Raw genomic sequence first — 12,548 nt, 5'->3', positions numbered from 1 at the left:
TCAGCGGCGGCTCGCCTGCCTTGTAGCGGCGCAGCTTCTCGGGCTGCGGCAGGCCGGCCTGCTTGGCGATGAAGGCTCCCGGCGCGGACGCGAGGAACGTTGAGTAGAGATCTGGGGCTCCCTTGGAGGCTGCCACTGTCGTACCTTTCATTCAGCGCTGCTCGCTCGAGGAGCGAGGCGCACGACCGGGTGTCGACAACCAACTTACTCGCCAGTAAGATGAAACTCCACCAGGGCCTTTTTCGACGATGTTTGGAGACGTCAGTGACAAGCAAGCAGCTACGACCGGTCGCAATCGTCGGTGGCAACCGCATTCCTTTCGCGCGCTCGGACAAGAAGTACGCGCTGGCGTCCAACCAGGACATGCTCACCGCGACCATCGACGGGCTGGTCTCGCGATTCGGTCTGCAGGGCGAGCGCCTGGGCCTCGTCGCCGCCGGTGCCGTCCTCAAGCACTCACGCGATTTCAACCTCACTCGCGAGGTCGTACTCGGCAGCGCATTGAGCCCGTACACCCCGGCCTTCGACATCCAGCAGGCCTGCGGCACCGGCCTTCAGTCGATCATCGCCGTCGGCGACGCCATCGCATCGGGCCGCATCGATGCCGGCATCGGTGGCGGTGTCGACACCACGTCCGACGCTCCGATCGGTGTCAACGACGAACTGCGTGAGTTCCTGCTTTCGCTGAACCGGGCCAAGAGCACCACCGACCGCATCAAGCTTCTCGGTAACGTCCGTCCCGGCATGCTCGGTATCGAGATCCCGCGCAACGGCGAACCGCGCACCGGCCTGTCGATGGGTGACCACGCCGCCATCACCGCCAAGGAATTCGGCGTCCGCCGCGAGGACCAGGACGAACTGGCCGCAGCGAGCCACAAGAACATGGCAGCCGCATACGACCGCGGTTTCTTCGACGATCTGGTGACGCCGTTCCTCGGCCTGACTCGCGACGACAACCTGCGTCCGGGATCGACCGTGGAGAAGCTCGCGACGCTCAAGCCGGTCTTCGGAACCAAGCTGGGCGACGCGACCATGACGGCAGGCAACTCGACGCCGCTGACCGACGGTGCGTCGGCTGCCCTGCTGTCGAGTGACGAGTGGGCTGCCGAGCGCAACCTGCCGGTGCTCGCGCATCTGGTCGATTCCGAAACCGCAGCAGTCGATTACGTCCACGGCAACGGATCGTTCAAGGACGGTCTGCTGATGGCTCCGACCTACGCGATTCCGCGTCTGCTCGCGCGCAACGGCCTGACGCTGCAGGACTTCGACTACTACGAGATCCACGAGGCGTTCGCTTCGGTGGTGCTCGCAACTCTGCAGGCATTCGAGAGCGACGAGTATTGCAAGGAGCGGCTCGGCCTCGACGCTGCGCTCGGTTCCATCGATCGCAGCAAGCTCAACGTCAACGGCTCCTCGCTCGCGGCGGGTCACCCGTTCGCTGCAACCGGCGGACGCATCGTGGCCTCGCTGGCGAAGATGCTGGCCGAGAAGGGCTCGGGCCGTGGCCTGATCTCGATCTGCGCGGCCGGTGGCCAGGGCGTCACGGCGATCATCGAGCGCTGACCGGCGGCAGCTTCGGCTGCTCCCAATCCGGGGGGACACAGTCCGGGGGACAGAAGGGTCGGCGGATCCGATAATCGAGGGGTTTTCGGATCTGCCGACCACCACGTGAAAAAGGGGCACGCATGCGCTGCGTGCCCCTTTTTCGTGTGATCAGCCGGGTATGCCGCTTTCCGGCGGGGTCGATTCCTCGCCCGTGTACTCCTCCACTGCCGAATCCCCGATGTCGGTCTGCAGCACCGGAGTCAGATACTCGGGTACGCCGCCGCGGATCTGGAAGACACTGGCTCCGGAGATTCCGAGGTGACTTTCTTCCGAGTAGCGGAACGGGGCCAACTGCGGACCTTCGAAGTCCTGTCCGCCGTCCTGGATGGCCGCGACGATGCCCTCGCGGGTCGGATTCTCGCCGGCCGCCTGGAGGGCTTGCACGAACGCGTATGCCTGGCTCAGACCGTAGATGCGGTAGTTGGTCAAGGGGTCACCGGTTCCGTTCTCGGCCCAGACCTTCTGCCACAGTTGGGTCCACGGATTCTCAGGAGAGTCGACGCCCGGGATGTACTCCAGCGAGATCATCCCTTCGAGCGACTGCGCGCCGTCGGTGACCGCACCCTGGGAGAAGCGTCCGAGCAGGGAGCCGACGAGGTCGACGTCGGAACCGATCGAGCTGTAGAACCACTCGGGGTCGTAGTTGAGCCGCATGGCTGTCAGCTGGCTCAGTGCGGTGTACGAGGGAACGTTGAAGCCGAGGATCAGATCTGCTCCGGCACCTTGCAAGGCCGCGATCTGAGGTGCGACGTCGGTGTTGCCCGAGGTGTACCGCACGACCTCGACGATCTGATCGTCGAGATACTGCCGCACCGCCTCTTCGCTGTCTCGGCCGAGGTCGTCGTCCTGGAGGAACAGTCCGACCTTGGCGTCGGGTCGGTTCTTCGTCACCCAGTCACCGATGATCTTGCCCTCGACCTGGTAGTCGGGCTGCCAGCCGAAGGTATTGGGGTACTTCTCGGGGTCGTTGCCCCACATGATCGCGCCGGAGGAGACGAACAGATCCGGCACACCCTCCTCGTTGAGGAAGTCGATGACAGCGCTGTGGGTCGCTGTGCCGAGTCCGCCGACGACGGCGAACACCTCGTCCTGGAGAACCAGTTCGTTGACGACCTGGGTGGTGGTCGTCGGGTCGTAGGAGTCGTCCCGAACCACGTACTCGATCTGTCGGCCGTTGATGCCTCCCGCGGCGTTGACGTAGTCGAAGTAGGCCTGTGCGCCCGTGGGGATTTCGCTGTAGCCGGGCGCTGCGACCCCGGTCAACGGAAAGTGGGCACCGATCTTCACCGAAGTGTCGGTGATGCCGACCGTCGACCCTTCCGAGGATTCCGTCGTCTCTTCTCGGCCACCTGCACCACACGCCGCGGCCAACGAGACGACGGCGACGAGCGCGGTCGTTCTGAATGCCACCGATCCGAACTTTTTCATTTCATTCCTTTTCTGGTCAGACGGAACTTGCGATACGTGCCCACCAAACCCAGTGGGGCGAACAGGATGACGAGGACGGTGAAGATTCCGGTCACCAGTGGTGCGAGTTCGGCCGATTGCAGACTGCTCAGACCCAGATCGAGCCCGAGGTTGGTGACCACCGGTGGGATGTAGGTCAGCAGAATCGCCCCGATCAGTGCGCCGGAGAGGGTTCCGAGCCCGCCGATGACGACGGCGGAGAGCAGGGTCAGCGAGAGGGTCAGCGTGAATCCGCTCGGTGCGGCGATTCGTGCCGACATCGCCAGTACTGCACCGCCCGCGCCCGCACAGGCCGCGCTGACCACGAACGCGAGAATGCGTGCGCGCCCCAGGTCGATTCCGGCCAGTTCGGCGGCGACTTCGTCGTCTCGAACGGCCCGCCAGCGACGGCCGATCCGGCTCGACGAGGCGTTCGCCAACAGGAAGAACACGATCACCAGCAGTATCCAGCTGACATAGGCGACGAATTTCGTTCCGCTGAGCTCGTTTCCGGTGACGAAGAACATCATGTCGTCGATCAGCTCGGGCACCTTCGGTGCCGGCACGACGAGTCCCTGTTCACCGCCGAGGTAGTCCGAGAAGTACAGGGCCAGGCCCGGTACCGCGACGGCGAGCGCAAGCGTCGCACCGGCCAGGTACGGCCCGTGCAGTCGGGCGGCGGCCACACCGACCACGACACCGACCACCGCCGAGACCACGGTGGCGGCGAGCAGAACGAGGGGTACCGACCATCCCGAATCGTTGGCCCGCAACATCAATGCCGCGGTGTATGCGCCGACCGCCATGAACGCACCGTGCCCGAGCGAGAGCTGGCCGCTGAGCCCGGTCAGCACCGTCAGTCCGCCGGCTGCGATGGCCAGGTAGGCCACCGAGGTGAGTTGGCTCTGTCGGAAGGTGCTCAGAGATTCGAGGGCGAGCACGATGACGATCAATCCGATGAGGGAACCGAGGATGTGGCGTCGAACCGGTGTTGCGGTGAGGCGAGTGAGAGTTGCGTTCATGTCACACCCTCCTGGCCGCAGAGCTGGCGAACAGCCCGCTCGGTCGTAGCAGAAGCACGACGATCAGGATCATCAATGCCGCGCTGGAGACCAGATCCTGACCGAGATAGCCGCTGACGAAACTGAGCCCGATGCCCATCAGCAGGCCGCCGACCACTGCTCCCGCCGGACTGTCCAGTCCGCCGAGAACCGCTGCGACGAAACCGAATACGACGATCGAGTCCATGTAGCCCGGATGTACGAGCGACCCACCTGCGATGAGGAGTCCGGCGAGCGAACCGACCACTGCGGCCAGCGCCCAACCGAGAGTGAGCATTCGACTCACGCGTACGCCGAGGAGTTTGGCGACCTCCTGCTCGAAGGCGCTCGCGCGCATCTTCAGTCCCAGATCGGTGAACCGGAAGAGCAGGATCAGCAATCCCAGGACCACGAGGACGGCGACGATCTTGAAGATGTCGTACCCGGTCAACGCTACGTTCATGTCGCCGATCCGCTGTCCGGTGAGACCGAACGGTGCAGGGAAGGAACGGAATTGGTTACCGAAGACGATGGCGGCCACCGCGTGGATGATGATGAACAACCCGAGCGTGAGAATGACCGGGTTGATGTGCGACGAGCTGTCGACGAATCGGATGACGAGTCGCTCCGTCAACGCTCCCAGTAGCAGGCCGCAGAGGAGCGCGACTCCGAATCCGATCCAGTACGAGTAGCCGGCGTCGATGACGACCAGTGCCACGTACGTGGTGATCATGGCCATCGGGGCCTGCGCGAAGTTGACGATGCGGGTCGATCGCCAGATGAGTACGAGGGCGAGCGCGAACGCGGCGTAGATCATGCCTGTGGTCACGCCGTTGATGAGGATGGTGAGCAGTTGTTGCACTGTGGCTGGCGTCCTTTCGGCTTGCTCTAGAACCCGAGATAGGCGTGTCGGAGGGCGTCGTCCCCGGCCAAGGTGTCGGCGGGACCTTCCACCGCGACCTTGCCAGATCGAGGACGACGGCATGTTCGGCGATCGACAGCGCACTGCGGGCGTTCTGTTCGACGAGCACGACGGTCATCGACTCGGAGTCGACGAGTCCGCGCAGCGTCTCGAATATCTGCGCGGCGACTTTCGGTGCGAGTCCGAGAGACGGCTCGTCGAGCAGAAGCACCGACGGTGTCGCCATCAGCGCTCGGCCGATCACGAGCATCTGTCGCTCTCCGCCGGACAGGGTGTGTGCCGAGGATGCTCGACGACCGGTCAGGGGCGGAAACATGTCGTAGATGCGGTCGAGGGTGACGGCGTCGTGACTTCGGTTGCGTCCCATCGCGCCGAGTCGAAGATTCTCGTCGACGGTCAACTCGGCAATGACGCCCCGCCCTTCGGGAACGTGGGCAAGACCTTTGCGAGACATGCGATCCGGTGCCACGCCGACGATGTCGACCCCGGCGAGTTCGATCCTCCCCGACACCGGTTTCAGCAATCCCGAGATGGTGCGCAGCAGAGTCGTCTTTCCTGCTCCGTTCGCGCCGAGTACGGCCGTGACAGCTCCGGCCGTGACGGTCATCGACACCGAGTCGAGGGCGGTGACCGGTCCGTATCGAACGGTCAGATCGGTGATCGTCAGGTGCGCCGCGTCAGTTTTCATGCGTCACTTCGTTTCCGAGGTATGCAGCGAGCACGGCCGGATCCTCGCGAATCTCGTCGGGCGTTCCCTGCGCGATGACCTTGCCGAAATCCAGCACGTAGATCCGGTCGCACACACTCATGACGAGATCCATGTGATGCTCGACGAGCATGATCGATGTTGCGGGTCTTTCCGGTTCGGAATCCGGTGAGGAAGCGAGAGAGCGGATCTCGTCGCCGAGTTCGCTCATTTCGTCACTGGACAGACCCGAGGCGGGTTCGTCCAGCAGGAGCAGTGTCGGTTCGCTCACCAGGGCGCGTGCGAGTGCGACACGTTTGCGCACCGCGTACGGCAGGCTCGGTGGCAATCGGTGCGCATGGCCGTCGATCCGCAAGCGTTCGAGGGTGGCCATTGCGGTGGAGCGGACGGCGGCGTCGTCGGAGGCACTCGACGGTAGGCCGAGCAGGCCCGCGAGGATTCCGGTCTTCGCTGTTCGATCGGCACCGACCATGACGTTGTCCAGAACCGTCATCCGATCGAACAGTCCGAGTCCCTGCAGCGTTCGGCTCATGCCGAGCCGGGGTAGGTCGTGCGGTCGGAGACGGGTCAACGTTTCGCCGTGTCGTCCGAGCGTTCCCGATTGGGGACGAACGAGTCCGCACGCAACGTTGAACAGCGTCGTCTTGCCTGCACCGTTGGGTCCGATGACGCCGAGAACTTCGCCGGGTCGCACCTCGAGACTGACGCCGGACAGCGCGACGATTCCGCCGAAGGACACTTCGACGTCCGTCATGGTGAGGACCGGGTCCTTCGTGTCGATAGCGTTCAAGTGATCCACCTCACAATCTGTTGCGTTCACTATGGTGCGTTTCGCACAACGGGCGATATGGGCGCTGCGCACAGAATGTTTGGGTCCCTGGGCACCAGTAACGGTCAAATCGACCTGTCATGTGGGCTCAGTGCGCAAAACTGTGCAGGTGGGTGCCCCCGATGGTCGACGCGCATCGGCGCGTTCGGCTGCCCGAGGAGCGGTGACGGACTCCGGCCAGGAGCAGATCCGACGCGCGTGGGCAGCATTGACGTCACGAGCGGATTCGATCGCGGACTCCATCACGCTGGCGTTGATCGAGCAGGAACCCGCCTACCTGGCCAGCTCCACTCCGGACATCGCAGGCGAGATTCGGCGCAGCACTCGCGAGCACATCAATCAAGGTCTCCGTACCCTGTCGGGGCTGCCCGCCGCGGGTGACAACGCGCGCGAGGTGTGGCGTCGTACCGGCAGAGAGCGTGCACGCCAAGGAATTCCGATGGAACTGGTACTCAAGGCGTACACGCTGGGGAGTCGGACGCTGTGGGAGGAGCTGATGCTCGAGCGCGAGCAGTGCCGAACCAGCATCGACGAGCATCTGCTGCTCGTGGCGGGTCGGCAGTTGTGGCGCGCGCTCGACAGCCAGTACGAAACCCTCGTCGAGGCATACCGGCAGGAAAGCGCCCGGATGCAGCAGCGCGACCTCGCCAACGTTCTGGTGATACTCGACGGCCTTCGATCGGGGCGCGGCGGTGATCCGGCGTTCGTCATGGAAGCACGTGCCACCCTTGGCCTTTCGGCATCGCAGCAGATCGCGTGTGTCGTCGGTCCGCTCGACGATCAAGGGTCGCCGCCGCTCCCGGCGCCCGAGGACGCGTTGGATCAGATCGGTGCGGTCTCGCATTGGAACACCAGGGACGGCCATCAGTTCGCGCTCGTTGCACTCGGAACGGGAGCGTGGAACTCCGTCGTCGACGCCCTCGCTGCCAAGCCGTCGGGCCTGTGGGGGTCGCGCATTCGCCCGAGGGCCTGTCGTCGTTCGCTGCGGCGTATCGGCTCGCGGCATTGACGGCCGAGACCATCACCGAAGACAGCGGCGTGGCCCTGGCGACGGACCGACTGCCCCGCGTGATCATGGCGGCCGACGACCGATCGTCGGAGTTGCTGGTGCGCCACGCTCTGGGAAAACTGTGGACGCACCCGGAGCCGCATCGAGGAACGCTGCTCGACACCCTGGCCCACATGCTCGCGTCGGACGGCTCGCCCACCAACGCCGCCAAGGCGCTCTACTGCCATCGAAACACCGTGATCTACCGGGTCCACCGCATCGAGGAGTTGACCGGGCATGATCTGACAGATCCGCGAGATCGGCTCCTGCTCACTCTCGCGCTGGTCAGGACGGGACATTGGGCCCGAGCCGTCGGGCAAGGGGACAGTTCGACGGCCCGCGGATCATTCAACCGAATGAATTGACGAGACAATTTTGCAGTCGTTGTAACGGCGTGGCGTGGTGTGCATATATTCCCAGTGGCTCCGTGCTGCTGCCTGACCCCCGACCCGGCAGCAGCGCGGGGCCTTTCTCGTCGCTGTGCCGATGGTCTCCGGACTGAGCGTCACCGTTCGGTTTGCGTAAGCTCGTGCGAGGGGTACGCCGTGCAGAAGGGCGGAACAACAACCAACGGTGGTCCTGGAAGGGTCGAACGTGAGCGAGGGCAACAGTAGGTCGGGTGACGCGCCCAACGGTGCCGAACCGAAACCCGATGTACCGCCGTACGACGCTCCCACAGAGGTCTTCGGTGCGGTCCGCGACGAGACGGACGCTCCGAAGCATTCGTCCGAGGCGGAGCAGGTTCCGGAAGCCGAGGCCGAGCAGCCTTCCGGCGCGGAAACCGATGTCGATGGGCCGGGGTCGGGCGATGCTGGGTCGGTAGACGAAGATCCGGTGGCCGAAGACCCGGTAACCGCAGATCCGGTCGTCGACGATGCCGAGGCCACCGAAGCCCACGCCGCTGCCGTCGTGCCGGGGGACGCCGAGCCCGATTCGATCCCGGCCCCGCAGCAGCCGCCCGCAGCCGACGAATCGCCGACCATCGCGCAGCCTGTAGTCCCCGCACAACCTGTCGCCGCCGCGGAACCTGTTGTGCCTGCTCAGCCCGATGTTCCTGCAGAGACAGAGGTCTCTCCCCAATCCGAATCGCCGGTCCAGCCACCCGTGATTCCGCCGGAGGGCGGCTCGCCGCAGCCCGCCGACGGGTCCGGGTTCGTGCCGCCGTGGCGGAAGATCGCGATCGGGACCGGTGCGGTGGTAGCGGTTCTCACGCTGCTGTACGCGGCGGATTGGATCACCTCCAGCGACCGAGTGCCACGCGGCGTCACCGTCGCCGGGATCGAGGTCGGCGGCAAGAGCCACTCCGACGCCGAAGCTCTCTTGCGCTCGGAGTTGGGTGCCCGCGCCGAGCAACCCGTATCGGTCGACGTCGGCGATCGACAGGTCGAGGTACTCCCGGCCGCTGCCGGTCTCGGTGTGGACTGGAACGCGACGCTCGACCGCGCCGGATCACAGCCGATCAATCCGATCACTCGGCTGACGTCGTTGTTCGGCAGCCGCGAGATCGGCGTCGTGTCGACCACCGACGAGCAAGCACTCACTGCTGCCGTCGACGGACTGCGCGTCGAGACCGACCGCGAGCCCGTCGAAGGTGACATCATGTTCGACGGCAGCACACCGATTGCCGTCGCGCCGCTGTCCGGCCGGGTACTCGACGCCGACGGGACGCGTCGAAACCTGCAGGCCGAATGGGCCTCGGGCGCAACGGAAGCGGTCTACGAAACAACACCCGTCACGGTGACCCAGGACGCCGTGGATCGCGCCTTCGCCGACATCGCCGCTCCTGCGGTCGAGGCACCGGTGACCGTAGCGGGCCGGCAGGACGTCGAGGCGATCCTCCCGACGGATCGTGTGGGCGAGGTTCTGCGTTTCGACCCGGACGGCCAGGGCGGACTGACCCCGATCTACGACACCGACGTCGCCATAGGCATTCTCGCGCCGCAACTCGTGCGCACCGAGATACCGCCGACGGACGCGTCGTTCACCTTCTCCGGCGGTGCCCCGACCGTCGTTCCCGGAGAGATGGGCGAGCTGGTCGAGTGGCGCAAGACTCTCGAGCAACTGCCCGCGCTGCTGTCCGCCGACGGACCCCGCACCACCGAGGCGATCTACGAACCTGCCCCGCCCGCTCTCACCACCGAAGCCGCGCAGAATCTCGGTGTGCGAGAAGTGATCGCCGAATACACCACCGGTGGGTTCGAGTACGCGTCGGGCGTCAATATCGGGCTGACGGCGCAGATCGTGAACGGTGCGCTCGTGAAGCCGAAAGAAACGTTCTCGCTCAACGGGTACACCGGTCCCCGAGGCACCGCGCAGGGCTTCGTGGAGTCGGGGATCATCGACAACGGTCGACCCGATCGCGCGGTCGGCGGCGGCATCAGCCAGTTCGCGACGACGCTCTACAACGCGTCGTACTTCGCCGGCATGGAAGACACCGACCACACCGAACACAGCTACTACATCAGCCGATACCCCGAGGCGCGCGAGGCGACGGTCTTCGAGGGTGCCATCGACCTGAAGTTCACCAATCCGAACGACACCGGCGTGGTCATCCAATCGTTCGCCGACTCGTCCAGCGTCACCGTGCGACTGTGGGGAACGAAAACGGTCGACGTCGAATCGATCACCGGTTCGCGAACAAATTTCACCTCACCCAACACGGTGACACTGCCCGCAGGCGCAGGCTGCGTCGCGTCCGGCGGAGGCCAGGGATTCACCGCCAGCGACACCAGGGTGATCAGCGATGCCGCGTCGGGCAGAGAAATTTCGCGGAACACCAGAACGGTGAAGTACGACCCGATCCCCATCGTGCGGTGCGTCCAGCCCGATCGCCCGGCCCCGGCAGCGGATCCCGCCCCGGAACCGGACGAAGACGAGTGATGCCGCAACCGCGAGTCGGCAGTTCGAATCATGTCGATTCGGACTGTGGCGTCGCCGCCCGATCGGGTGTTTGCTTGCACTAGGTGTTCGCTCGATGCCATTGTGCCCACGCGGGGGGTGCACCACGAGATCGAAAGGGGAGCTTCGTCCATGACGCTCACACGTACCGTCCTCGATCAGCAGACGCTTCGTGAGGCTTACGCGCAGTTCCCGAGCGGCGTCGTCGCAATCGCCGCGAAGATCGACGGCGTCCTGGTGGGCTTGGCGGCCAGCAGCTTCGTATCGGTATCCATCGACCCGCCACTCGTCGCGGTGTGCATCCAGAACACGTCGACGACATGGCCGAAACTCGAATTGGCACCCAATATCGGCGTCAGCGTTCTCGGCGAGGCACACAACGACGCCGTCCGTACCCTGGCAGCCAAAACCGGTGACCGCTTCGCCGGCCTCGATCTCACCGTCACCGACGGGGGCGCAGCCTTCATCGTCGGTGCCACCGCATGGCTCGACACCACCATCGAGCAGCAAATCCCTGCAGGCGATCACGCAATAGTGTTGCTGCGCATACATTCCCTGGACGTGCAAAGCGAAGTGAACCCAATCGTGTTCCACGGCAGCAAGTTCCGGAAACTGCAGCAATAGCGGCTGGTCGATTCGCTCCTGCTGGGCTCCGCTTCGCTCCTGCTCGGCTCGGCTCCTCAGGGCTCGGCCAATTCGGCTTTGTTCGGCCCCTGCGGCTCCCAGTCTTCGCAAACGCGCGCGCATTTGCTGAACGCGCGCGAAATGGTGACCGTATGACGGGCGATTCTGCGCGCATCTGGCAAACGCGCGCGCGTTTGTGGTCCGGTGACTCGTGTCGGCCGTCGACGCTGGGCCCGGTATGTGTTGCGCCGCCGACGCGCTCGGTGTTCGGATCTCCCCGGTACCCGTTCGGCCCCTGTCTTCGCAAACGCGCGCGCATTTGCTGAACGCGCGCGAAATGGTGACCGTATGGTGCGCGATTCCGCGCGCACCTGACAAATGCGCGCGCGTTTGCGTGGCGGACGGCGTGGCGAACTGGTACCCCCGTACCTGTATTCATCCACAGGTCCGAAGTTGTGCACAGGCGGCCAGTTTCGTCCTCGGGTCGCTGCACGTGTAGCCGAGACTCGGAGAATGAAGGATGACCGAATGGTGCGACGCTCGGAGGCGCTTGCCGACGGCCGTGCCGATCACGAGTTGCGAGCACTCTATGAACGCGAGGGCTGGGAGCGTCTGGTGAACGGCGTCTACGTTCCCTCGTCCAGGCTCGCCGGCCTGTCGGAGCGGGAACGGCATCGGCTGTTGATCGACGCCATATTGCCGACGATTGCGGAGGGCAGCGCAGTGAGTCACCGTTCGGCGGCGCTACTGCACGGATTGCCTTTGCCCACTGGCGGATTCCACAGGGTCCACGTCACGCGACATCGCCGCGGCGGAGGTCGCACGAACGCGTCGGTGATTGTGCACTGTGCCCCGTGGGTGCCGTACGCGACCGTCGACGGCATTCCTGTGACCTCGTTGGCGCGGACGGTTGTCGACCTAGCCCGCACTGAGCCCCTTGTCTCGGCGGTGATCGCAGGTGACGCGGCTCTGAAGCGCTGCGATCCGGAGGAGCTCGGCGCGGAGTTGCAGCGTGCTCGGGGATGGAAAGGTGTGGCGCAGGCGCGACGAGCCGTGTCCCTCATGGACGGGCGGAGTGAAAACCCCGGCGAGTCGCAGAGTCGAATCATCCTGCGCGAGAGTGGATTCGACGTGGAGTCCCAGGTAGAGATCCTGGATGAGGATGGGCGGCTGCTGGCGCGGATCGACTGGCTGGTCGATGGCGTCGTCGTATGCGAGTTCGATGGTAAAGCCAAGTACACCAAATACTTACGGCAGGATGAGAACCCCGGCGACGTGGTGTTCAGGGAGAAGGTACGGGAGGACGCGGTGCGCGATCTCGGCTATCCCGTGGTGCGCTGGACCTGGGCAGACCTGGCGAATCCGGCGGAGTTGGTGGCGCGTGTTGCCCGAGCGGTGGAGCGGGCTGCTGCCCTGCCGCCACCGCGAGG

General features: G+C 65.0%; 10 protein-coding genes and 2 pseudogenes. 6 read left to right on the top strand and 6 right to left on the bottom strand.

The genetic code is table 11. The features are described 5' to 3' along the window. Positions 1-136, bottom strand: a pseudogene (locus RHBS_RS30695) (short chain dehydrogenase); the annotation flags it as partial. A gap of 83 nt (positions 137-219) precedes the next feature. Here RHBS_RS30695 and RHBS_RS15670 point away from each other — a divergent pair. Beyond that, complete coding sequence (locus RHBS_RS15670) at positions 220-1,563, top strand: acetyl-CoA C-acetyltransferase (protein WP_121871259.1); 1,344 nt, start codon at positions 220-222, stop codon at positions 1,561-1,563. A gap of 150 nt (positions 1,564-1,713) precedes the next feature. Here RHBS_RS15670 and RHBS_RS15665 read toward each other — a convergent pair whose 3' ends face one another. From RHBS_RS15665 to RHBS_RS15645, 5 genes and pseudogenes are all read right to left on the bottom strand, one after another. Next, positions 1,714-3,033 carry an ABC transporter substrate-binding protein gene (locus RHBS_RS15665; RefSeq protein ID WP_128645985.1) on the bottom strand — a complete coding sequence of 440 codons (1,320 nt, stop codon included), beginning with the start codon at positions 3,031-3,033 and terminating at the stop codon, positions 1,714-1,716. Continuing rightward, positions 3,030-4,073 carry a branched-chain amino acid ABC transporter permease gene (locus RHBS_RS15660; RefSeq protein WP_128645984.1) on the bottom strand — a complete coding sequence of 348 codons (1,044 nt, stop codon included), beginning with the start codon at positions 4,071-4,073 and terminating at the stop codon, positions 3,030-3,032. Before RHBS_RS15660 ends, RHBS_RS15665 begins: the two co-directional genes overlap by 4 nt. Position 4,074: 1 nt before the next feature. Beyond that, complete coding sequence (locus RHBS_RS15655) at positions 4,075-4,953, bottom strand: branched-chain amino acid ABC transporter permease (protein ID WP_128645983.1); 879 nt, start codon at positions 4,951-4,953, stop codon at positions 4,075-4,077. Positions 4,954-5,260: 307 nt separating this feature from the next. Beyond that, a pseudogene (locus RHBS_RS30690) lies at positions 5,261-5,620 on the bottom strand (ATP-binding cassette domain-containing protein); the annotation flags it as partial. A gap of 70 nt (positions 5,621-5,690) precedes the next feature. Then, on the bottom strand, positions 5,691-6,509 hold the full coding sequence (locus RHBS_RS15645; protein ID WP_237669269.1) for an ABC transporter ATP-binding protein: 819 nt from the start codon (positions 6,507-6,509) through the stop codon (positions 5,691-5,693). A gap of 148 nt (positions 6,510-6,657) precedes the next feature. Between RHBS_RS15645 and RHBS_RS15640 the strand changes: the two genes are divergently transcribed. From RHBS_RS15640 to RHBS_RS15625, 5 genes are all read left to right on the top strand, one after another. Continuing rightward, positions 6,658-7,557 (top strand): hypothetical protein, encoded by a 900-nt coding sequence (locus RHBS_RS15640; protein ID WP_237669268.1) that lies wholly within the window; start codon positions 6,658-6,660, stop codon positions 7,555-7,557. Further along, the gene (locus tag RHBS_RS31560) at positions 7,554-7,961 is read left to right on the top strand and encodes a CdaR family transcriptional regulator (RefSeq protein ID WP_272913866.1); all 408 of its coding nucleotides are present in this window, start codon (positions 7,554-7,556) and stop codon (positions 7,959-7,961) included. The genes RHBS_RS15640 and RHBS_RS31560 overlap by 4 nt, the downstream gene beginning before the upstream one ends. A gap of 229 nt (positions 7,962-8,190) precedes the next feature. Continuing rightward, a complete protein-coding gene (locus RHBS_RS15635) occupies positions 8,191-10,476 on the top strand; it encodes a VanW family protein (protein WP_187298507.1) in 2,286 nt (761 codons plus the stop codon). Between the two features lie 150 nt (positions 10,477-10,626). Further along, on the top strand, positions 10,627-11,118 hold the full coding sequence (locus RHBS_RS15630; RefSeq protein WP_068049175.1) for a flavin reductase family protein: 492 nt from the start codon (positions 10,627-10,629) through the stop codon (positions 11,116-11,118). A gap of 528 nt (positions 11,119-11,646) precedes the next feature. Next, the coding region (locus RHBS_RS15625) for a hypothetical protein (RefSeq protein ID WP_128645982.1) at positions 11,647-12,548 on the top strand (902 nt) is incomplete at its 3' end.

Origin of the sequence: Rhodococcus sp. BS-15, from assembly GCF_000813105.1 — a bacterium.
GTDB lineage: Bacteria > Actinomycetota > Actinomycetes > Mycobacteriales > Mycobacteriaceae > Rhodococcoides.
Note: the sequence above shows the minus strand (reverse complement) of the source record. Positions and strands in the feature narration are given on the sequence as shown.